At 65.9% G+C, this 20,875-nt stretch carries 19 protein-coding genes; 4 read left to right on the forward strand and 15 right to left on the reverse strand.

Annotated elements, in window-relative coordinates; genetic code table 11:
• Nucleotide 1: 1 nt before the first annotated feature.
• The 3 genes from ACTRWB_RS35615 to ACTRWB_RS35625 all read right to left on the reverse strand — a co-directional run bounded on the left by ACTRWB_RS35615 (nucleotide 2) and on the right by ACTRWB_RS35625 (nucleotide 2,006).
• Entirely contained in the window at nucleotides 2-736 is a 735-nt protein-coding gene (locus ACTRWB_RS35615; RefSeq protein ID WP_446904641.1) for a metallophosphoesterase family protein, read from the reverse strand.
• Between the two features lie 88 nt (nucleotides 737-824).
• Nucleotides 825-1,361, reverse strand: a complete 537-nt coding sequence (locus ACTRWB_RS35620) for a GNAT family N-acetyltransferase (protein WP_446904642.1) — start codon at nucleotides 1,359-1,361, stop codon at nucleotides 825-827.
• A gap of 12 nt (nucleotides 1,362-1,373) precedes the next feature.
• Nucleotides 1,374-2,006, reverse strand: coding sequence for a LysE family translocator (locus tag ACTRWB_RS35625; protein ID WP_446904643.1), 633 nt, complete (start codon nucleotides 2,004-2,006; stop codon nucleotides 1,374-1,376).
• 280 nt (nucleotides 2,007-2,286) lie between these two features.
• On the opposite strand from ACTRWB_RS35625, the gene ACTRWB_RS35630 reads away from it, so the two are divergent.
• The 3 genes from ACTRWB_RS35630 (at nucleotide 2,287) to ACTRWB_RS35640 (ending at nucleotide 6,388) form a co-directional block, all read left to right on the forward strand.
• Complete coding sequence (locus ACTRWB_RS35630; RefSeq protein WP_129515768.1) at nucleotides 2,287-3,480, forward strand: porin; 1,194 nt, start codon at nucleotides 2,287-2,289, stop codon at nucleotides 3,478-3,480.
• An 82-nt stretch (nucleotides 3,481-3,562) separates the two neighbouring features.
• Nucleotides 3,563-3,994, forward strand: a complete 432-nt coding sequence (locus tag ACTRWB_RS35635) for a GFA family protein (protein WP_446904644.1) — start codon at nucleotides 3,563-3,565, stop codon at nucleotides 3,992-3,994.
• A gap of 468 nt (nucleotides 3,995-4,462) precedes the next feature.
• The gene (locus tag ACTRWB_RS35640) at nucleotides 4,463-6,388 is read left to right on the forward strand and encodes an SMP-30/gluconolaconase/LRE-like region family protein (RefSeq protein ID WP_412023772.1); all 1,926 of its coding nucleotides are present in this window, start codon (nucleotides 4,463-4,465) and stop codon (nucleotides 6,386-6,388) included.
• A 25-nt stretch (nucleotides 6,389-6,413) separates the two neighbouring features.
• Here ACTRWB_RS35640 and ACTRWB_RS35645 read toward each other — a convergent pair whose 3' ends face one another.
• The 9 genes from ACTRWB_RS35645 to ACTRWB_RS35685 form a co-directional block, all read right to left on the reverse strand.
• Nucleotides 6,414-7,343, reverse strand: coding sequence for a c-type cytochrome (locus tag ACTRWB_RS35645; protein WP_446904645.1), 930 nt, complete (start codon nucleotides 7,341-7,343; stop codon nucleotides 6,414-6,416).
• Nucleotides 7,340-8,026, reverse strand: a complete 687-nt coding sequence (locus ACTRWB_RS35650) for a c-type cytochrome (RefSeq protein WP_446904646.1) — start codon at nucleotides 8,024-8,026, stop codon at nucleotides 7,340-7,342. Before ACTRWB_RS35650 ends, ACTRWB_RS35645 begins: the two co-directional genes overlap by 4 nt.
• Before the next feature lie 68 nt (nucleotides 8,027-8,094).
• Nucleotides 8,095-9,147, reverse strand: a complete 1,053-nt coding sequence (locus ACTRWB_RS35655; protein ID WP_446904647.1) for a molybdate ABC transporter substrate-binding protein — start codon at nucleotides 9,145-9,147, stop codon at nucleotides 8,095-8,097.
• Nucleotides 9,148-9,155: 8 nt separating this feature from the next.
• On the reverse strand, nucleotides 9,156-9,947 hold the full coding sequence (tetH, locus tag ACTRWB_RS35660) for a thiosulfate dehydrogenase (RefSeq protein WP_446904648.1): 792 nt from the start codon (nucleotides 9,945-9,947) through the stop codon (nucleotides 9,156-9,158).
• 276 nt (nucleotides 9,948-10,223) lie between these two features.
• Entirely contained in the window at nucleotides 10,224-10,643 is a 420-nt protein-coding gene (locus ACTRWB_RS35665; protein ID WP_446904649.1) for a DoxX family protein, read from the reverse strand.
• A gap of 58 nt (nucleotides 10,644-10,701) precedes the next feature.
• Nucleotides 10,702-12,375, reverse strand: a complete 1,674-nt coding sequence (locus ACTRWB_RS35670) for an MFS transporter (protein WP_446904650.1) — start codon at nucleotides 12,373-12,375, stop codon at nucleotides 10,702-10,704.
• 149 nt (nucleotides 12,376-12,524) lie between these two features.
• Nucleotides 12,525-12,815: a putative quinol monooxygenase gene (locus ACTRWB_RS35675; RefSeq protein ID WP_446904651.1), complete on the reverse strand. Its 291-nt coding sequence runs from the start codon at nucleotides 12,813-12,815 to the stop codon at nucleotides 12,525-12,527.
• A gap of 17 nt (nucleotides 12,816-12,832) precedes the next feature.
• A complete protein-coding gene (locus ACTRWB_RS35680; RefSeq protein ID WP_053077661.1) occupies nucleotides 12,833-13,270 on the reverse strand; it encodes a cupin domain-containing protein in 438 nt (145 codons plus the stop codon).
• A 38-nt stretch (nucleotides 13,271-13,308) separates the two neighbouring features.
• On the reverse strand, nucleotides 13,309-15,144 hold the full coding sequence (locus tag ACTRWB_RS35685) for a thiamine pyrophosphate-binding protein (protein ID WP_446904652.1): 1,836 nt from the start codon (nucleotides 15,142-15,144) through the stop codon (nucleotides 13,309-13,311).
• 223 nt (nucleotides 15,145-15,367) lie between these two features.
• Between ACTRWB_RS35685 and ACTRWB_RS35690 the strand changes: the two genes are divergently transcribed.
• Nucleotides 15,368-16,243, forward strand: coding sequence for a LysR family transcriptional regulator (locus tag ACTRWB_RS35690; protein ID WP_446904653.1), 876 nt, complete (start codon nucleotides 15,368-15,370; stop codon nucleotides 16,241-16,243).
• A 33-nt stretch (nucleotides 16,244-16,276) separates the two neighbouring features.
• Here ACTRWB_RS35690 and ACTRWB_RS35695 read toward each other — a convergent pair whose 3' ends face one another.
• From ACTRWB_RS35695 to ACTRWB_RS35705, 3 genes are all read right to left on the reverse strand, one after another.
• Nucleotides 16,277-17,605 carry a multidrug effflux MFS transporter gene (locus ACTRWB_RS35695; RefSeq protein ID WP_446904654.1) on the reverse strand — a complete coding sequence of 443 codons (1,329 nt, stop codon included), beginning with the start codon at nucleotides 17,603-17,605 and terminating at the stop codon, nucleotides 16,277-16,279.
• 364 nt (nucleotides 17,606-17,969) lie between these two features.
• Complete coding sequence (locus ACTRWB_RS35700; protein WP_446904655.1) at nucleotides 17,970-19,244, reverse strand: MFS transporter; 1,275 nt, start codon at nucleotides 19,242-19,244, stop codon at nucleotides 17,970-17,972.
• A 93-nt stretch (nucleotides 19,245-19,337) separates the two neighbouring features.
• Entirely contained in the window at nucleotides 19,338-20,804 is a 1,467-nt protein-coding gene (locus ACTRWB_RS35705) for a mannitol dehydrogenase family protein (protein ID WP_446904656.1), read from the reverse strand.
• Nucleotides 20,805-20,875 lie beyond the last annotated feature (71 nt).

A 20,875-nucleotide genomic window follows, 5' to 3' on the forward strand; every position in this document is an offset into this window, starting at 1 on the left:
GTCAGCACCGGCCGGTGCGCAGCGCGACGGTCCAGTCGTCGCGCCCGCGCGATGCCGCGGTGGCGGCGGCCGTATGCCAGTCGTATTCGACTGCATGGAATTCGACGTTCCAGCCGGCCGCCGTGCGCGACACCATCGCGTAGCGTGCATGCGGCGAGCCCGTCTCGATGCGGTGCGGATGCGGCAGGTCGTCCGTGTACGCCTGCAGCCCGACACTGCCCGGGTTGACGATCAGCCGGCCGTCGTCGAGCTTGGCCGTGCGCGGCACGTGCGTGTGGCCGCACAGGATCAGCGACGCCGGCTCGTCGCCCGCGCGCTGCGCGATTTCATCGGGCGTTGCCGCGCGGCAGCCGTCGGGCGTGACCGTTTCGAGGAAGTAGACGAGGTCGCTGGCCGGCGTGCCGTGCACCATCAGCACGTCGTCGCCGAGCGTCACGCGTTCGGGCAGCGCGGCGATCCATGCGAGATGATCGGCGCACAGCGTGTCGTGCGCCCAGCGATCCGACAGTCGCATCGACTCGCGATCGCTGCCGAGCAGTTGCCGTTCGTGATTGCCCTTGATGGTCGGCAGGTCGAGCGCGATCAGGCGGTCGGCCGTCTCGGCCGGATGGAGCGCGCCCGACACGATGTCGCCGAGATTGACGATCACGTCGGCGCCGCGGCGGCGGACGTCGTCGAGCACCGCGTCGAGCGCGGCGAGATTGCCGTGGATGTCGGAGAGCGCGGCGATTTTCATGGCGGAGCGTCGAGGAGGGGAACGGCGATTGTCGCCAATTCGGCGCGGCCTGTCCAATGGCGCGGGCGGCGATGCCGCGTGGTGCGCGTCAGTCGGTCGCGAGGCGCGCGTACATCGCGAAATCGCCCGGCGTGCCGCGCACCATCCGGTACGCGCGCAACAACCCTTCGTAGCGGAATCCGCACTTCTGCAGCACGCGCGCGGAGCCGGTGTTGCTGGTCAGCACGACGCCCTGGATGCGCATGAAGCCGCCCTCCGCGAATGCCCACGCGGTGACGGCCGCGCACAGCGCGCTCGCGATTCCGCGCCCCCAGTGTGATGGCGCGAGATCGTACGCGATCTCCGCCGAGCGGTTCGCGCTGGATACGGTATGCAGCCCGATCGTCCCGGCGAGCGCACCCGATGCGGTGTCGACGATCGCGAGACGCCGGATCGAATCCGGGCCGGCCGATTCGATGCTGTCGAACAGCGGCAGCAGATCGTCGCGCGAGCGCAGGTTCCAGCTCGTGTGGCGGACGACGTCGGGGTTCGACAGGTACGCGTACCACGCGTCGAGATCGGCGCGTTCGAGCTGCCTGAGCGACAGCCCGGGAAAGCGGGAACGAGGCGGTGCGGCGATTCTCATCGGAACCGACCGCTACGCGGCATGACGCCGATACAACGCCAGCGAGCCGGCGAGCGCGAGCAGCATCGCGCCGCACGTGCGTTCGAGCCACAGCGCGCCGGCGCGCTTGAGCAGCCGCACCGCGCGTGCGCCGAGCAGCGCGTAGCCGAACATCACGACGCCGTCGAGCAGCGCGAACGTGACCGCGAGCGCGACGTATTGCGGCGCGAGCGGCGTGGACGGATCGAGGAACTGCGGCAGGAACGCGGAAAAGAACAGATAGCCCTTCGGGTTCGTCACCGCGGTCAGGAAGCTCTTCGCGAAGATCGACGCGTTGCGCTCGGGCGCCGCGCCGCCGTGCGCGGCGGCGACGTCGAGCGAACCCTTCGACGTCAGCAGCCGGATGCCGACATACGCGAGGTACGCGGCGCCGAGCCACTTCACCACCGAGAACCAGAACGCCGACGCCATCAGCAGCGCGCCGAGGCCGAGCGCGACCGCCACGATCAGCACGAAGTCGGACAGCATCGCGCCCGCGAAACCCCAGGCCGCGCGGCGCACGCCGTAACGCGAGCCGTTGGTCAGCGCGAGCAGCACGGTCGGGCCGGGTGTCGCGATGCCGACGAATGCGACGGCGGCGAAGATCAGCAGGGTCGTTTCATGCATGAAGGAACTCCCGACGGTAGGCGTGCGCTCGATTATCGGGTGCGCCGGCCCGCGCTGTACAGGCACGACAGCCAAGCGCCCGGTCGCGTTTTCGACTATCTCGATTTTGGCAAGAAACTGTTTTCATTATTCCGGTTTCGAACGGAACCGGTTCCAATTACGATGGCGGCCGCAGCGGGCATGCCCGCCGGCCTCGCACTGCCGGCGGATCTCGCCGCCCGCGCGCTACTCGCAACAGTCAGCCAGAACAACGGGTTCACCGCCCGGAGACACGACAACCATGAACAAGCAACTGATCGCAGCGCCGCTGCTGCTCTCGCTCGCGGGCATCGCATCCGCGCAAAGCTCCGTCACGCTGTACGGCATCGTCGATGCGGGCGTGACCTATCGCAGCAACGAACGGGTCGGCTCGGCAGGCGCGTACACCGGGCATTCGAGCGTTGGGCTCACGACCGGCAACCTGTCCGGCAGCCGCTGGGGCATCAAGGGTTCCGAGGATCTCGGCGGCGGGATGCGCGCGCTGTTCGTCCTCGAGAACGGCTTCGACATCACGAACGGCACGTCGGGGCAGGGTGGCCGCCAGTTCGGCCGCCAGGCGTTCGTCGGCATCGGCAGCGACCGCTACGGTTCGGTCACGCTCGGCCGCCAGTACACGTCGCTCGACGACTTCGTGAGCCCGGTCGGCCCGTCGTCGTTCATCGGCGGGTTCGGCGCGCACCCGGGCGACATCGACGATCTCGACCAGACCGCGCGTGTGGACAGCGCGATCAAGTACACGAGCGCCAACTACTCGGGCTTCACGTTCGGTGCGCTGTACGGCTTCGGCGGCCAGCCGGGCAGCATGAAGCAGCGCAACACGTGGAGCGTCGGCGCGGCGTACGCGGCGGGCCCGCTGCGGGTCGGCGTCGGTTACGAGCGCTCGGACAACAGCAAGACGGGCGCGACCGACCCGACGGCCGGTAAGTGGCAAAGCACCGACGACGGATTGTTCAACTCGTCGATCAACGAGGGTTATGCGAGTGCGCAATCGCAGCAGGTCATCGCGACCGGCGCGACTTACGACTTCGGCCCGGCCGTCGTCGGTGTGAACTACAGCAACGTGCAGTACCGCAGCGGTGGTCAATCGCTGTTCACGGGCCACGCGACGTTCAACGTCGCGGGTGTGTTCACGCGCTGGAACGTGCGGCCGCAGACCCAACTGTTCGCGGGCTACAGCTACACGCGCGGCAGCGATGTCGATGGCGTCGACGACCGCGCGCAGTACCACAACGTCACGCTCGGCGCCGTCTACGACCTGTCGAAGCGCACCAGCGTTTACCTGCTCGGCGCGTACCAGCATGCATCGGGCATGACGCTCGACGCGCTCGGCCGGCCGGTGGCCGCGACCGCGTCGGTGTCCGACAAGGCGAACGGTCACTCGTCCGACTCGCGCTCGCAGGCGATCGTCAGCCTCGGGCTGCGCCAGAAGTTCTGACGCTGCCGACGCAGCGGTCGTTGCGGTCGCAACGTTGCAGCCATGCTCCTATACTGTCGCCTCCCTGTTTCGAGGAGGCGACATGACCCGAACGCAATCCGCGAGCTGCCTGTGCGGTGCGATCACCGTTACGCTGCGCGGCGAGCCGGCGGCGCGTGCGAACTGCCATTGCGCGACCTGCCGCGATTTCTACGGCACGCCGATGTTGTCCGCGACCGCGTGGCCGCCGGAGCAGGTTGCCGTCGACGGTAGTGGCTCGACGTTCCCGCATCCGGCGAAGTCGATGTCGCGCACGTGGTGCGTGTCGTGCGGCGAGATCGTGTTCGGGACGAACCGGCTCGGCATGCGCGTCGTGCCGAACAGCCTGACCGCGCGTGCGCACGGCGGGCAACTGCCCGGCGACCTGCAGCCGACGATGCATCTGTTCTACCGGCACCGCGTGTTCGACGTCGTCGACGCGCTGCCGAAATACCTCGACGGCTGGGACGGCCCGACGTTCGACAACGCGAACTGAACGATCGCGACCGCGTGCCGGCACGGCCGGCGCGCGGCTTTCTCCGCCGCATTCCTCCTCTCCCTTCCTCGCTTCCTGTCGCCACCCGCGCGATACATCCGATCCGCAAGCTCGTGAAAAGACGATCGAGCCGGATAATATTTTTTCTCTTTCATTTCAATTTCGATTTGTAATCATTGAAACGATTTCCGGGGAATTGAAAGGCAATGCGGCATATCAGAAAAAATGACGCATTCGCATTGGGCGACTCGGAAGAAAATGCCGGGAAAAGCGCCGGAATCGCGCTGCCGGTGGGCCGTTGCGGCGTGGTTGGCGGGTTTGACCTTCGTTGACGAAAAAGCACCGGACGGCAATAAAGCGCGGGGTGAATAATTCGGGGTAACGGCGAATGCGCTTTTGCCGGAATCACCAATATTTCATGCGCGGCGATTTACAGTGTCGACAAACAATCGTCTGGGAGCATTATTCATGTCAATGAAACAAATTCGCGCGGCGTTGCTGGGAATGTGCATGGCGATGCTGGCGCCCGCGAGTCACGCGCAGGTGCAATATTCGACCGACTGGCTCGCGAACACGTTCGGCACGCTGGCCGCGCACGTGGGCAACGGCGCACGCTCGATGTGGGTCGCGCCCGAGGGCGTGATCTACACCGCGTCGCGCTGGGACGAGAACGCGGGCGGCGTCGCGATGTACCAGAACGGCCAGCCGATCGGCACGATCGGCATCCACGACGAATTCCAGGGCGGCGCGATCACCGGCAATTCGACGTCGCTGTTCGTCGCGCTCGGCTACAACCGCACGTTCGGCAGCGGCTCGGTGGGCCGCTACAACCGCGGCACGAACCTGCGCGACCTGCGCATCCCGGTCAGCACGTGGACGGGCATCCAGTACGCGGACGTGATCACGGGCCTCGCGACGGCCGGCAACCTGCTGTACGTGAGCGACTTCTACGGCAACCGCGTGCGCGTCTACACGACGGATGGCGTCTGGCAGCGCGACATCGGCGTGTCGGGGCCGGGCGCGCTGGCGCTCGACGCGGCCGGCAACCTGTGGGTCGCACGCAAGAGCGCGGGTGTCGTCGCGCAGTTCAGCGCGACCGGCACCGCGATGAACACGATCCAGATGGCGGCCGGCGCGCGGCCGGCGTCGCTGTATTTCGATGCGTCGATGGGCCAGTTGATGGTGGGCGACGAAGGGCCCGACATGAACATCAAGGTCTACAGCGGGCTGCTTGGCCTGCCGATGCAGGTCGGCACGTTCGGCGTGCAGGGCGGCTATCTCGACACGACGACGGGCATCAAGGGGCAGGTCGGCGACAAGCGCTTCACGCGCGTCGCGGCGCTCGGCAAGGATTCGGCCGGCAACCTGTACGTGCTGAACAATGCATGGGGCGGCGGCTGGGATCTCGGCCGCAACGGCAGCACCGATCTCCATTCGTACAGCCCGACGGGCGCGCTGCAATGGAAGCTGCAGGCGCTGAACTTCGAGGGCATTGCCGCGCCCGATCCGGCGACCGACGGCGCATTCTTCTACAGCGGCAACAACGTGTACACGGGAGGGGCGGGCGGCACGTTCGTCGCGAACACGGTCGACCCGTTCACCTATCCGAAGGACCCGCGCCTCGACATGAACGACTATCAGCGCGGCCAGCATTTCGGCCAGCTCGTGACGGTCGGCGGCAACCGGATCCTCGTCGCGTCGGGGCAGAACCCGGGCAACTTCAACTTCTATTACTTCAACACGGCAAGCGGCTATATCGCGATTCCGGCCGGCTCGCTGCCCGGCAAGCCGTTCAATACGACGCTCCAGGTGACGGCCGGTTTCGACATCGACGGAAACGGCGACGTGTGGGCCGGGCTGAACGGATCGAACGTGCTTTCCCGCTTCCCGATGACGGGCTTCGACGCGACCGGCAAGCCGTCATGGGGCAAGCCGACGACGACGCCGGTGCCGAGCACCGTGGCGCCGGTCACGCGCATCATCTACCAGGCGGACAGCGACACGATGATCCTCGCGCAGGGCCTCGCCGGCAATTGGGACTGGACCGCGATGAACGGGCACATCGAGGTCTATCACGGCTGGAAGAACGGCAACACGAGTGCGCCGAATCCGGTGATCAACCTGACGAGTGCGAATCCGAAGTCGATCGCGGCGGCCGGCCACTACCTGTTCGTCGGTTACGTGCACACGGTGCCGAACATCGACGTGTTCGACCTGAACAGCGGCGCGCTCGTCACCACGCTGACGAATTCGAACACGTCGGCGATGGACGTCGGCAACGACGTCGACTCGATGTACGGCGTCCGTGCCTACCTGCGCTCGACCGGCGAGTACGTGATCACGAAGGACAACTACAACGGGTCGAGCATCGTCGTGTATCGCTGGCATCCGTGACCGAGCCGGCCGGGCGGGGCGAACGTCAGGGCGCGCCGAGCACGCGGCCGTTCACGCTGAGCCCGTACATCGAGTCGGGCGAATCGTGGAACTTCGCGCGCGTGTCCTGCACGGAGCCGGTGAAGCGCGGGTCCTGCGGACGTTCGTGGCTGTCCATGAAGGTCGCGACGTCCCACGCCTCCTGATCGGTCAGCGTGCCGCCGAGCCCGAGCGGCATGTTGGCCTTGATGAAGCCGGCCGCATTGCGGATGTCGCCCATCCCCGCGCCCCAGTTGAACGAGCGCGCGCCCCACAGCGCCGGGAACGCCGGCTTGCCGCCGCTCGACTGCCCCTGGCCGTCCGCGCCGTGGCACAGCGCGCAGTGCTGCGTGTAGACGGCGGCGCCGCGCGCGTAATCGGCCTTCTGTACGGGCGGCGGCAGTTTCGGGAAACCCTGCCCCGGCAGCTTCGTGCCGACCGGCGCGCCCTTCGCGAGCCAGTACGAATACGTTTCGAGCGCGACGAGGATCGGGTCGCCGGCCGGCGGCGCCTTGCCGTTCATGCTGTACTGAAAGCAGCCCTGCAGGCGCTCGGCGAACGTGTTCACGTGGCCGTTCTTGCTGCGGTAGGCCGGATACAGCAGGTACGCGGCCCACATCGGGCTCGAATCGGGCCGGCGGCCCGCGTCGAGGTGGCAGCTCGCGCAGGTCAGCTTGTTGCCGACGTACTTGCCCGCGAACTCGGGCGTGTGCAGGAAGATCTGCTCGCCGAGCTTCACGGTCTTGCCGAAGCCGTCGGCGGGGATTGCGGATTCGGCGGGCGGCGCGAATGGCCTGGCTGCCGATGGGGTTGCCACCGGTGCGGAGGCGGCGGCCGGTGCGTCCTGCGGCGCCGCCGCGAACGCGAGCGCGGGCATCCAGGCCGCGCCGAGCAGCGTCGCGCGGGCGCGGCGGATCAGCGTCGTGCGGTCGATCATCGCTTGTCTCCTTGTGCGGCGCCGCCGCGCGCATAGTAGGCGGCCACCGCGTCGATGTCGGCGTCGGACAGCTTGCCGGCGATCATCGGCATCAGCGCCATCGGCCCGGGCGGGCGCGTGCCGTGTTTCCAGCCGTTCAACTGGCCGGCGATATACGCGGCCGGCTGGCCCGCGAGCGGCGGAAATGCGGTGCCCACGCCGAGGCCGCCGGGGCCGTGGCATTGCGCGCACGCAGGCAGGCTCTGCGACCAGCGCCCGCGCGTCGCGAGCCACGCGCCGGTGTTCGCCGGATCGATCGACGTGTCGTCGGGGGTGACGACGCCGGCCGGCGCGGGCAGGCTCGCGAAGTACGCGGATACCGCGTCGCGCTCGTGCGGCGACAGCAGTTTCGAGAGCGGCTGCATGACCGGGTTCTGGCGGCTGCCGTCCGCGAACGCGACGAGCTGCGCGGACAGATACGCGGCATTCGTGCCCGCGAGGCGCGGGAAACCGGCCGCCGCGTTGCCTTCGCCCTGGCTGCCGTGGCAGCCGATGCAGGCGGCGACGCCCGTCGCCGAGCCCTGTGTCGCGAGCGTCTTGCCGAGCGTCGCGTCGTCCGCGCGCGCGTGACCGGCCAGCAGCGCTGCAGCGGCAAGCAGCAGCGGAGCGAGCCGGTGTCGCCGTGTGTCGATCTTGTCGTTCACGTGTCCCCTCCTTGTTGTCTTTCGCGTGCGTGCTTGCTGTCATGCAGCCGCGCGTTCGGCCCGGGCCGTCAGCCTGCGGCGGGCCCGTCCTCCGCCGGCGCGAGGTGCTGCGCTGGTGTCGCCGCATCGTATCGGCCGAAGCCGTAGCGCTGGAAAATCCGGAATGCCTCCGGCGACCGGATGAACGCGAGCCATGCGCGCGCGGCTTCCGGATGCGGCGCGTCCTTCACCATTGCCCCCGCGTAGATCGCTGTCGTATTCTGCGCGGCCGGAATGTCGATGTGCATCAGCGGATGCCCGACCTGTTCCTGGAACGCCGCCTCGGATTGCCACAGCACGCCCGCGTCCGCGCGCCCCTGCATCAGGAACAGCGCGGTTTCCCGGTGGTGGATGTGCGTGAGTTCGGTCGTGCCGGCGCGCACCTTGTCGTCGTAGACGGTGCGTGCGAGCGCATCGCCGCCGGCTTTCACGAGCGACGCGCGGATCTGCCGCGCGACGCCTTCGAACGCCGGGTTCGGCATCGCGAGCTTTACGTCGGGCCGCGCGAGATCGTTCAGCGACGCGATGCGCTTCGGATTGCCGGCGCGCACCATGATCGCCAACTGGTTCGTCACGTACGGCACGGCCGGGCCCGCGAGCGTGCCGTCCGCGATCAGCCCGTCGATCTTGCCGAGCCCGGCGAAATACGCGTCCGGCTTGACCGTCCACGTCATGTTGCCGACCGTGATCGTGCCGCCCGCGTGGATCTGCTTCACGAGCAGGCCGGGCGGGATCGTTTCCCAGTAGATGCGGCCGCGGTATTCGGGGTGGTCTTCCTCGAACTTCGCGACGAGCGGCGCCATCGCGAAGAAGTAGTTGCCGCCGACGAACAGCACGAGCTTCGGCGCGGTGAGGTCGCCGTGGAAATCGGCGAGCACGTCGACCTGCGGCACCGTGAATTCGAGGCCGCGTTGCGTTGCGTCATTGTTGCGGCCGTCCTGCCAGGGCGGAAAGATGCTCGTAGCGGTGTCGGCGGGCGCGGCGAGCGACAGCGCCGACGCGCAGCACAGCCAGCCTGCCAGCGCGGCGTGCAGCGCGCGCCGCCGGCGGCGCGACGGCGAATGCGTGAGGATCGAGGTCATGGCGTGCGTCATTTCGCGTACGTGAAACCGGCCTGCTGCAATTCGGGCAGCGTGCCGACCGCGCCCGGCGTGACGATCGCCGACGGGATCACGTGGTTGGTCAGGTCGGCCGCGAGCGCGTCGAGCGGCAGCTTGTCGGGATTCGCGTTCGCGCCGTCGAGCCGCTCCGCGAGTTCCCAGATCGCGTTGTGGCACGACAGGAACACGACGCCGCGCTGCTGCAGCGCGGCGATGCTGTTGTCGTGCGACGAGAACGCGCCGTCGGGCAGCTCGTGATCCTGCGCGCCTTTCGATTGCGCGGGTTTCGCGTCGAGCAGCGTGTTGGTCGGGAACGCGGCGCCGGCCAGTTTCGCGAGGCCGTATTTGTCCCACGCGGCCTGGTCGAACAGCGCGAGATGCGCGCTGCCGTGCGTGGCCGACACGACGAGGAAATCCGGATGACCGTACGACCAGATCTGCGCGTTCAGCGAATTGCGCATCAGGTTCAGCCACGGGCCGCCGAGTTCGGTGTTGTCCCACACCTGCTTCGGGCCGCCGCGATAGCCGGTCACTTCGGCGAGCGCCGTGTGATCCCACTGGTCGGGGCGTTCGAGGATCATCGGCACCGTCTTGAAGTCGCGCCGCCTCGGCGCGGCCGCGAGGCGGCGCGTGAGGTCGGCGAGGTGCGCGGCGCCGCCGGGCAGCAAGGCGCCTGTTTCGGGCGCGGCGGCCTGGGCGTGGCGCGCGGCGACGAGCAGCGCGGTGCCGGCCGCGAGGCCGAGTGTCTTGAGCGCGCCGCGGCGCGCGTGCCGGTCCGACATGGCTTATCTCCCGGAATCGTTATTGTGGGGGCGTGTCGCGTTGCCGTGCGGCGGCGCGGCGTCGCGACTGCGTAGCCAGTCTAGGGGCGCGCGATCGATACCGGAAATCGCGTTATCGGATGGGAGATATTCGGGGGTCTGATGATTGGGCGGGACGACACCGGCTGATGCGGTATCGTGCGCGGGCTACGGCTTGCGCCGCCGGCCCGCGTACGTGGATTGCCTCCAGCGGGTGTGCCCAGCGCATTTGCGCCTGGCCTCCGGTCCGGCGAACTGTCAGCCGCGGTCGACCGAAAAGCGTCCCGGGCCCGCGGCACAGAGCGCGAGAAGCCCCCCCATGATCGACAGGTTCTTGTAGAAATGAATCATGTTGTTCATCTGCTGGGAGCCATCCGTCAACCAGAATGGGTGACCGATAATCGCGGCGGCGAGCGTATAGAGTGCGAGCAGCAACGCGACGGGTCGGGTATGGAATCCGATCAGAATCGCGATCGCAACGACGACGTCCATTGCGATCAGGATCGCCGCTGCCAGCATCGGCATGGGTGCGCCGATGCGGCTCATGTAGGCGATTGCTCCGCCGAAGTCCATCAACTTTGGAATCCCGATTTTCAAATAAAGTGCAACGATCAGCACGCGGGCGATCAACAGCAGGAAATCCTGAAATGTGTTTGGCAGTTGTGGTCGGGTTGTCATGGCTCAAGAAGGCGCAAGCGACCGGCGCACACTCGGGAGCGTGCAGGTCGCAGATGTTTTACGTTGCGTTGTGACGCGCACCATCGTTGTTCGACGCTGAGCCGAACCGGACTTCGAGAATGGTCAGCGTGGTCAGAAGGGCGACGAGGGCGGCTCCAGCGGTCAGTTGGAATCCGGTGTGCAGGACGTCGCTGAAGACACCGCGCAATGCGCCGATGACGTGCTGGCCCGCGAACGGTGCACCGGACATCGATTCGATGATCGCGGACTGCTTCTTTGGGTCGATGAGCAGTTGGGGGTCTCCCAGCAGGCTGTTCAGGTGCCGGTCGACAGTCGTCACGCCCAGGGTGTTCAGTGCCTGAACCGCACCGACCTTGTAGTGGGTCGATACCCAGGCGCCGAGCGTGGATAGCCCCACCATCCCGCCGATCATCCGTGTGGACTGGATGAGCGATGTCGCGATACCGACACGTGCTTTTCCCGCGATCTCCTGCGTGAAGATGTTGACGTTGTTGAGGATAAGCCCCAGGCCGACGCCTGCCCCGAACAACGAAACGATCAGAAGCGCATGCGTGTTCGTCAGCGCGACGAGCGACAAGCCATAGCAGGCGAGCACGAGCATCGAGAAGCCGGTGAGCACGATGATCGCAGGGCGCTCGACGCGTGTGACGATTGCCGTGTTGAACAGACTGCCGACGGCTATCGACCCGGCAAGCGGCGTCGATAGCCTGCCAGCCGCCGTAGCGGACAGTCCGAAGCCGCTCTGGAGCAGCAATGGCGCATAGAAGATCGTCGAAAACATCACCGCGCCGGTCAGAAACGAAAGCCCGAGCAACGTCAGGATGCGTCGATTGCGCAGCAGGTCGAGGGGGACCAGCGGTGCTGCTGCGCGCCGTTCGCAACGCACGAACAATGCGACAAGCACGGGCAGGCTGGCGATTGCGATGCAGCGCAGTTGTGTCGACGCTTCGCCAAGCTCGCTGCTGAACGCGAACAACATGCATCCCAGCAACAAGGAGAGCACCAGCGCTCCGGCGATGTCGATACGGATTCGCGTTCCCGACGACGGGGCGAGGCGCGGGAGATAGCGTTGTGTGAAGTAGAGCGCCGCGAACCCGACCGGCAAGTTGATCAGGAATGTCGAGCGCCAGCCGTATTGATCGGTCAGCCATCCGCCAAGGGACGGCCCCGCGGCGGTACCGATGCCATAGGCCGCAGCGAGTACGACCTGCCATCGGGCGCGTTCCAGCGGCGCGGGAAACAGATCCGGTATGGAGGCGAACGCGGTCCCCGTCATCATCCCGGCACCGATGCCCTGAAGCGCTCGTGCGGCGACGAGCGTAGCCATGTTCGGGGCGGATGCACACAGGACGGAGGCCGCGGTAAACGTCGCGATTGCGCCGATGACGAATGGTTTGCGCCCGTAGTAGTCACCCAGTCGACCGAAAATCGGTACGGTAATCAACGACGTCAGCAGATACGCGGTCGCTATCCACGTGTACCACTCGAAGCCGCCCAATGTTGCGACGATCTGTGGCAGCGCCGTGCTGACGGTGGTTTGATCGAGCGCGACGAGCATATTGACGATCCCGATACCTGTCATGGCGGCCAGCGACTGACCGAACGGGCGTGGCGATGCGGACGGCGTGGGTATGGTGGAGACGGAGGGCAGTTCTGCCGGAACAAGAGACGACGCGCCGACGGTAGCCGGCGTTTTGGCTGGGGATTGCATGGTGCTTTGATTCGGATCGGTCGCGGTCCGGGATAGCGGGTTGACGCGATGGAGATCGGGGAGGGAGATACAGCCTGATGGAAGCGGGAGAGGATGCAAGGAAGCCGAGCCGTCTCCGGAACCGGCGTTCCTTCACACATCCGTATGCGTTACTGGACCTTTCTGGTGATGAGCAATTCCTTGCGCTCGACGAGATCCGGAACAAGCGCGCGGTAGGTGGCGATATGTGGCGTATTCAGGTGCCCGTCGAGCGCTTCCTGACTTTCCCAGATCTCGTGGAAGACGAAGATGCCGGGATTCCGCAGGTCGCGACTGAGTTCGTATCGGATCATGCCCGGGTCGCTTCGGGTCGGGGCGACGAGGCTGCTCAGCAGGGCTTCGAGCTCGGCTTCCTTTCCGGCCTTCGCTACGTTGATGGAGATAACGACGATTTCAGACATGCTCTATGCTCTTTGAGTCAGTTTTGTTCCAGGGTGCGCAGGGGTTGCCCCTTGGCGCCGGCAAAGAACACGACCATCTCGGCCGGTTCGTCGGTCGTATAGCCGTGGTGGATTGTTCCGACGGTGTCCGCGATGACCTGTCCTGCGGTAAACGTCGTCCGGGATTCACCGTTCTTTTTCTCGACGGTGAGCTTGCCGCTCAACAGATAGACGGCGTTGACCACACCGTGGCTATGCCACGGAAGCGTCGTGTGAGCAGGGATTCGCACGTGCTGCACGTCGATGAGCGGCGTACCTTCCGGATAATGCGTGTAGTAGGCACCATCCCATGATTGCGATGTGTGCGCGAGCGGCACGACCGTCACCCCTTCCTCGGACGCTTGCGCGCCGGATGCGAGTGACAGCGCACTGATTGCAGCCGCTAGAAAACGGATGGGCCACTTCGTCTGGTTCATTCTTTCCAACGTCCCGTATCGTTCAGGTTCTTTCAACATCAATCGATGCACTCGGGGGTGTCGATTGCTGCGACAGGCGAAGTGGCAAATGCGTCGACCTGCTCGTGCTTCGTTTGTGCTGCCGTCGAGGATTCGGCGTAGTAACGGTTTGGCGACGGGAAGACACCGACGGCCACTTCAATGACGAAGGGCCCGTCGCATGCCAATGCGTCGCCGACGGCCTGCTCGAGCCCGGCCAGGCAATCGACCTGGCGTGCCGGCACGCCCACCGATTCGGCGAACCGTGTCCAGTCGTGGCGAGGCAACTTGCTGAACTGCTCTGCGACGGTTCGCTTGGTGATGGCGTCGATGTGAATCGCACCGTGAGCGGAGTTGTTCAGGACGATAAAGATCACCTTGACCCCGTAACGGGCCGCGGTTTGAATCTCCATTCCGTGCATCAGCATGCAGCCGTCCCCGGTGACCACGAGGCAGGGGCGATGCGGGGCGGCGAGCTTGACACCAATCCCGGCTGCGACTGCCCAACCCATCGGGGCAAGCGCGCTCGACGAGAAGTAGTTTCCGAGGCCCGACGAGAGCCAGTAGTGCGCCATGAAGATTCGATGCGCGCCTGAATCGACGACAACGTTGGTTTCGTCGGGCACGAGGTCGCAGAGCCGTCGGACGACGTCGCCCGGATAGAGTGAAAGTGAATCGGAAGCGCTTCCGAGCGACGTAGGTTCGAAGCGATGATCGTAAAGCGGAACGTGCCTGACACGCTCGAGCCACGCATCCCGGTGGGCGAATGCCGCCTGGAATTCCTGTGCGGAGACCGCCGGCATATGCGCGAGCATTCGAATGGTCGCGGTAATGCCGGAGAAAATGCTTCGACTCGGAACGTGGCCGGTTGCCGGCGCATCGAAGCTGTCGTCGAAAATGATGAGCTCCTTGCCGGCGCTCAGCTTGTCGCTCCAATTCAGACTGTCGCGTTGGTTGAGATCGCAACCAAGTACGACGAGTGCATCGAGATCGTTTGAGTTGATCAGTTGTACCGCTCGCGTGTGCCCGGAAAATCCATAAACACCCAACGCAAGGGGGTGCCGCTCGGGAAAGGCGCCTTTGCCGGACAGAGTCGTCGCAACCGGAATATTGAATCGTTCGGCAACCTTGAGCAGGACCTTTGCAGTCTCCGGATCGTTTCCGCGACCACCGACGAGAAATGCGACCTTTTTTTCCTGAAAGAGATATTGCTTGCAAAGTGCTTGCACCGCGACCGGGTTGGCCGGGACGTGGTTCACGTCCACGATGCTTTGGGCGTAGGGGCGTTGCATTCGATCGTGCGGGACCGGCACCGGTTGCTGCTGAACGTCGAGCGGGATGCTGATGAACGAACGGGCACGTCGCATCCAGTTCAGACCGTCGGTAGCCCGACGCATTTCCGCCAGAAGGTTGTGCTTGTTTTTCAGTTCGACAATGTCGTCGACGAGACTTTGCACCACGCTGCTTTCGGCGATGCCTCCCAGCGTACCGTCCTGGAACGCACCTTTTCCCTCGGCGTTGGACGATATGCCGCCGGCAAGATAGAGAACCGGGATCCGATCGGCGAGGGCGGCGGCCATGCCGGGAACGAGATTCATCGTGCCGGGCCCGGAGATGGCGAGACACACACCGAACTTGCGACTGGCTCGTGCGTAACCGTCGGCCATGAAGGCACTGCCGGTCTCGTGCGCGGCAACGATGCCACGAATTTCTGGCGTCTTGTCCATCGCGTCAAGCAACGGATAAACCATCTTTCCGGGGACCAGAAAAATGTGGTCGATGTGCAGCGACCGGAGGAGATTCATAACGCTTCCCGAAACGTCGCATCGGGCCGGAATGTGAGTTGCCTTTTCCATCTTTTTATGCTTGTTCTTTCGATCTGAAACGATCTATGCGAGTCGAATACGCCGGCTGTATTTTTAAATCCCTCGATATGGCGAGGGAAATCACGGTTGCCGGAATGCCGCGATATACCGTTTGATACGGGGGCCTGATTATCTATGTTGGAGAGCATGGGCTCAACTTGTATAATTGCATCCAAAGAATGCAAAAGTGCTTTACCGAGAGAGAACGTTATTCATGAATTGGGACGATGCACGCGTCTTTTTGGCAGTTCATCGCGCCGGGACGCTGCGCGAGGCTGCAGTTTGTCTCGATGTCGATCAGGCAACCGTGGGGCGGCGGCTGACGGCACTTGAGAAGGCGCTGGGTGCGAAGCTGTTTCTCAAGACGTCGTCCGGCTATGTCGTGACGCAGATCGGCGAGCATTCGCTGCAGGCCGCGGAAGAGATGGAGCGAGCGGCATGCGAGTTCGAGCGCCGCGCGCATGGCTCGGACGACCGGCTCGAAGGCGAGGTTCGGGTGACGACAACCGATTCCCTGGCGATGGATTTTGTCGTTCCCGCAATACGGGCGTTAAGGCGGAAATACCCCGGGATACACGTGGTCCTGACGACTTCCGTGCAGGTGCTCAACCTGACGCGACGTGATGCGGATCTCGCGATTCGAACCGTGATGCCGGAAAATCCCGATCTTGTCCGCCGGAAGCTGGCCGAATGGGAGGTCGGGCTGTTCGCGAGTCGCGAGTATCTGGATGCGCGTGGTGCCCCCGCGATCGGGGCCGCTTTCGAAGGCCATGATCTGGTGGTCTACCAGCCCTCCATCACGTCCAACCAGGAGCTCTCGCTATGCGGCGAGTCGATGGAACAAGGGCGCGTCGTCGCACAAGTGAGTTCGAGCCTGATGCTGGCGACCTCGATCCGGTCGGGCATCGGAATAGGCGAGCTCCCGGTATATATGGCGCAGGCGGACGATTCGCTCGTGCGCATCTGGCCCGACAGGACTCGAACCGTGCCGTACCAGGTCTGGCTCGTATCGCATACGGACCTGAACCGGACGGCGCGCGTTCGGGCGGTTACCGACGAGATCGCTGTTTCGTTCGACCGTTATCGATAACGGCCGGGATCTCGTCGGTGCAAGACCGCGTGTTTAACGTGGCAGGGTCTTGCGCATCGAGAGCGTGCGCCGCGCGGCATACCAGCGGGGGACGATCGCGACCGCGGCGACGATCGCGAAGAACGGAATTGCCGTCGCCAGCACGTGGCTTCCGGTACCGAGCAGTCCGCTGGACACGGTGGCTGCGAGCGACGCGCTGCCGATCTGGAAGAAGCCGACCAGTCCGGACGCCGTGGCGGCGCGCCCATGTTCGCTCGCGATGGCGCCCGAGACGGCGAGTGACAGCGACGATCCGTTTGACAGGCTGACGAGAAACATCGGCAAGACGATTGCGACGATGCCTTTGAATTGCCACGACTCGCACAACGCGAACGCAATGCCGCCGGCGACGAAGCAGCACACCCCGGCCACGACGATCGAGTCGTAGGACATCCGGTCGAGCATGCGGCGCGAGATCATGTTCGCGGAAATGATGCCGGCGGTCAGCGGCAGATAAAGCCAGCCGCTTTGCTGTTCCGAAAGACCGAGGCCGGAAAAGATGAAGGGTGATTGCGTCAGGTAGACGAACCACGCGCAATAGATTGCGCAGACGACGAGCGTATACCGGATGAACACGCGATCTCCGAGCACGTCGGAGAAACCGGCCAGCGGAACTGCGCGATGTTGGCCCGGCGCGACGGGCGGCCGCGTTTCTTTCAGAAGAAGCTGGACCAGCGCGAGCGCGACTGCGCCAAACACGGCGACGAAAATGAAATCGCTCCGCCACCCGAACCAGGCGGCCAGGTATCCGCCGATCGCCGGGGCGATCGCCGGAGACAGCGAAACGAGCGGATACACGATGCTGTAGACCTTTGCGGATTCCTTTTTATCGCAGGTGTCGGCGATGATTGCGCGGCCGATCACGAGACCGGAAGCCGCACCGAGGGCCTCGAGCACTCGCCATCCGAGAAAGCTCGCGAAGCCGCTGGCACTTGCGCAGCCGATCGAGCCAAGAATGTACAGAAGGATCCCGACCGTCAGCACGGGTTTGCGCCCCCATCGATCGGAGAGGGGGCCGTAGAACAGCTGGGCACACGCGAGCGCGATCAGGTAGGCCGATACCGTCTGCGGCATCTGCCATGCACCGATCGAAAATTCATGGGCCATCGATGGCATGGCGGGCAGGTAGACGTCGGACGCGATCAGGCCAAAGGCGCTCAACATTGAGACGACGAGTATCAGTGAGAAGTTGGACATATTCGCTGGGTTGTTGTGGCGAAACGCGTAAGCGGATGAAGATGGCGGCGCGCATTGGGCGGCCTTGAGAAACGGCGAGGGGATCATACGGCGTACGACGCGGTTCGCGATCAGACGGAATTGCATCGCTGGGATGCATTTTCGCGTTCATCGGAGTTGTTGCCGGGGACGCTTGCGAATGACGGCGTCAGGTGTCGCGCGGGCCGGCTGTCAACAGGATTCCGGCGCTATAGCGAGCGATTTTCCGGCGCATCACGTATGCGCCTGCGGTGACCGATCGCGACGCGGCCGGGATGCTGCGCAGAGGAGGGGCGAGCCGCCGCGTAGAGCGGGCGGCGCATCGAGGCGGGGTTTGCGCGCGGGCCGCCGCTTGCGGGTCGGCCCACGCGTGTCAGGACGTTGGAACGACACCGTTGTCAGCGCGTCGGGACCTTGTCGATCGCGGTTTCGCAGGCTGCGAACGCTTTGACGGTCACGTAGCCGCGCAGCGTCAGTGCGCCGCGCGTTCGCGCAAGACTTCCGACGGCCGGCTGTTGCGCACGAATACGCCTGCGAGCACGGCGCCCGTCAGCGCGATCGCGCCGGCCAGCACGAAGGCGGCCGCGAACGAGCCGCTGCGTTCGACGATGAGGCCGGTCACGGCCGGCCCGATCACGCCCGACAGGCTGCCCATGCAATGCAGGAAGCCGCTCACGCCGCCGACGCGCGACGGGTGCACGACATCCTGCACGATCGCCCAGTAGATCGCGCCGGTGACGTACAGGAAGAACAGCGACACGGACATCAGCGCGACCGCGCCTTGCGTCGACTGCACGGTGCCCGCGATCGCGACGCAGGCGCCCGCGCCGAGCAGGCAGGTGACGAGCACGATCCGGCGCGACAGCAGCAGGTTGCCGGTGAGCCGGTAGAGCGCATCCGAGATGGCGCCGCCGCACGCGAGGCCGACCGTGCCGACGAGCCAGGGCACGACGGTCGCGACGCTCATCTCCTTGATGTTGAGGTGATGCGCGCGCACGAGATAGCTCGGGAACCAGCTCAGGAAGAAGAACAGCACATAGTTGTAGCTGAAGAACGCGGCCGCCGTGGCGAGGATGCGCGGCTGGCGCACGTAGTGCGACAGCGTGCGCGCGGGTGCCGATGCGTCGCTGTCTCCCGCGCTGGCGGCGGCCGGCACGAGCGGCGCGTCGTTCACCGGCGCGGCGGGACGATCCGACGTCGACACCATCCACAGCACGACCCACGCGAGCCCGATCGCGCAGACGATCCAGAACGCCGGCCGCCAGCCGAACTGCGCGGCCAGCAGGCCGACGATCGGCCCGGCGATCGCGCCGCCGAGCGGCGAGCCCGCGCTGAGCAGGCCCATCGCGGTCGCGGCGGCGTCGCGCGGCAGCCAGTTGTTGACCATCTTGTTCGCGGCCGAGCACAGCGGGCCTTCGGCCATGCCGAACAGCAGTCGCACGATCAGCAGGCTCACGAAGCCGACGGTCAGCGCGGTCATCCCGCAGAAGATCGACCAGAGCCCGACCGACAGCACGTACACGAGCTTCGGCCCGAGCCGGTCGGACGCGAGGCCGCCGATGAAATTGAACAGCGCATAACCGATGAAGAACGTGCTGAACACGAGGCCCATCTGCGCGGCGTCGATGCCGAGATCGGTCTGCACGATCGGCGCGACGATCGACAGCGCGACGCGGTCGAGATAGTTGATGCCGTACACGAGAAACAGCAGGAATACCGTGAACCACGCCTGGGTCTTTTGCTTCATGTTCGTCTCCTTCGTGCCGGTGGGCCGGCCGTCATGTCTTGTGATGGCGTCATGCGGTTCGCGCGTCTCGGTGCGAACCGGTCGAGCGGTCGGTCAGCGCGCGTGCAGCGGCGCGAGCAGCACATCGGTGCCGTGCGCACGCAGCGTCGACAGATGCGCGCCGACGCGCGCGACCAGCGCGTCGGGCCAGGTGGCCGGCCCGGCGAGCGCGGCACTGGCGAGCGCCGCGCGCACCGCGCCGTTCGCGTCGCCGGCAGCACCGAGCGTCGCGGCGAGCGCGGCCGCGCCCGGATCGCTGATCGTCAGCGGCCGGCCGTCGGCGTCGCGCGCGGCGCTCAGGTAGTACAGCCAGAGCGCAAGCGCACGCTCCAGAAACGGGCGCTCGACGCCCGCCGCCGCGCTGTCGGCGAGCGCGGGCAGCCAGCGCAGCGGCACCTTCTGCGTGCCGTCCATCGCGATCTGTTCGGTGCGGTGCGCGAGCGTCGGATTCCGGAAGCGCCGCACGAGCGTCGCGCAATAGTCGTGCGCGTCGAAACCAGGCGGCACATCGACGGTCGCGAGCAGGTCGTGCGTCATCACGCCGTCGACGAACGCCGCGATCGCCGGATCGGCCATCGCGTCCGACACGGTCGCGCGGCCGCGCAGTTGCCCCGCATACGCGATCGCCGAATGCGAGCCGTTCAGCAGCCGCAGCTTCATCGTTTCGTACGGCCGCACGTCGGCGACGACACGCGCGCCGGCGTCTTCCCAGCGCGGGCGCGGGCCGGCGAAGCGATCCTCGATCACCCATTGCGAGAACGGTTCGCAGACGATCGCGGCCGCGTCGCGCGCGCCGAGGTGCGCTTGTGCCCAGTCGAGCGACTCGGGCGTGGCAGCCGGCACGATCCGGTCGACCATGCTGTTCGGGAAGGCGACGTCGTCGCGGATGCGTCGAGCCAGCGCGCCGTCGTCGATGCGTTCCGCATAGTCGAGCAGCAGCGCGCGCAGCGTGTCGCCATTCGACGTCATGTTGTCGCAGCAGACGACGGTGAGCGGTGCGCTGGCAGGCCGCTGCCGGAGGCCGGCGGCGATCACGCCGAGCGCGGTACGCGGCGTGTCCGGAGCGGCGAGGTCCGCGCGGAGGGCGGGATCGTCGGTATCGAGACCGCCACCCGGCAGGCGGCAATAGCCTTTCTCGGTCACGGTCAGGCTGACGATCGACACGCCGGGATCGGCGATCAGCGCAAGCAGCGCGGGCAGCGATTCCGGCGCGAACAGCGCGCCGTGCACGGCGCCGACGATCCGGGAGCGCGCGCCGCCGCCGTCGCGTTCGGTCACCGTGTACAGGTGGTCCTGCGCGGCGAGCAGGTCGACGGTATGGCGCCGCCGCAGCTCGACGCCGACGATCCCCCAGCGCAGGTCGCCCTGCTCGAGCACGGTCTCGGTGTGGATCGCCTGATGCGCGCGGTGGAACGCGCCGAGGCCGAGATGGACGATGCCCGTGCGGACCGCGTGCCGGTCATAACTGGGGCGGCGCGTGCCGGGCGGCGCGGTGCGCAGGAAATCGGGGGCAGGTGGCATGACGGTCGGCAACGGGATGTACCATGGTAGATAGTTGGATGGACGAAGGTTATTGCGGGTTATTGCGGGAA

Source organism: Burkholderia sp. YIM B11467 (assembly GCF_052952715.1).

Excerpts from the sequence above, each read along its gene's own strand:
- ACTRWB_RS35685 (WP_446904652.1), bottom strand. The coding sequence starts at position 15,144 with ATGGAAAAGGCAACTCACATTCCGGCCCGATGCGACGTTTCGGGAAGC.
- ACTRWB_RS35620 (WP_446904642.1), bottom strand. The coding sequence starts at position 1,361 with ATGAGAATCGCCGCACCGCCTCGTTCCCGCTTTCCCGGGCTGTCGCTC.
- tetH (WP_446904648.1), bottom strand. The coding sequence starts at position 9,947 with ATGTCGGACCGGCACGCGCGCCGCGGCGCGCTCAAGACACTCGGCCTC.
- ACTRWB_RS35630 (WP_129515768.1), top strand. The coding sequence starts at position 2,287 with ATGAACAAGCAACTGATCGCAGCGCCGCTGCTGCTCTCGCTCGCGGGC.
- ACTRWB_RS35670 (WP_446904650.1), bottom strand. The coding sequence starts at position 12,375 with ATGCAATCCCCAGCCAAAACGCCGGCTACCGTCGGCGCGTCGTCTCTT.
- ACTRWB_RS35635 (WP_446904644.1), top strand. The coding sequence starts at position 3,563 with ATGACCCGAACGCAATCCGCGAGCTGCCTGTGCGGTGCGATCACCGTT.
- ACTRWB_RS35640 (WP_412023772.1), top strand. The coding sequence starts at position 4,463 with ATGTCAATGAAACAAATTCGCGCGGCGTTGCTGGGAATGTGCATGGCG.
- ACTRWB_RS35680 (WP_053077661.1), bottom strand. The coding sequence starts at position 13,270 with ATGAACCAGACGAAGTGGCCCATCCGTTTTCTAGCGGCTGCAATCAGT.
- ACTRWB_RS35655 (WP_446904647.1), bottom strand. The coding sequence starts at position 9,147 with ATGACCTCGATCCTCACGCATTCGCCGTCGCGCCGCCGGCGGCGCGCG.
- ACTRWB_RS35705 (WP_446904656.1), bottom strand. The coding sequence starts at position 20,804 with ATGCCACCTGCCCCCGATTTCCTGCGCACCGCGCCGCCCGGCACGCGC.
- ACTRWB_RS35665 (WP_446904649.1), bottom strand. The coding sequence starts at position 10,643 with ATGACAACCCGACCACAACTGCCAAACACATTTCAGGATTTCCTGCTG.
- ACTRWB_RS35675 (WP_446904651.1), bottom strand. The coding sequence starts at position 12,815 with ATGTCTGAAATCGTCGTTATCTCCATCAACGTAGCGAAGGCCGGAAAG.
- ACTRWB_RS35690 (WP_446904653.1), top strand. The coding sequence starts at position 15,368 with ATGAATTGGGACGATGCACGCGTCTTTTTGGCAGTTCATCGCGCCGGG.
- ACTRWB_RS35700 (WP_446904655.1), bottom strand. The coding sequence starts at position 19,244 with ATGAAGCAAAAGACCCAGGCGTGGTTCACGGTATTCCTGCTGTTTCTC.
- ACTRWB_RS35695 (WP_446904654.1), bottom strand. The coding sequence starts at position 17,605 with ATGCAATTCCGTCTGATCGCGAACCGCGTCGTACGCCGTATGATCCCC.
- ACTRWB_RS35625 (WP_446904643.1), bottom strand. The coding sequence starts at position 2,006 with ATGCATGAAACGACCCTGCTGATCTTCGCCGCCGTCGCATTCGTCGGC.
- ACTRWB_RS35615 (WP_446904641.1), bottom strand. The coding sequence starts at position 736 with ATGAAAATCGCCGCGCTCTCCGACATCCACGGCAATCTCGCCGCGCTC.
- ACTRWB_RS35645 (WP_446904645.1), bottom strand. The coding sequence starts at position 7,343 with ATGATCGACCGCACGACGCTGATCCGCCGCGCCCGCGCGACGCTGCTC.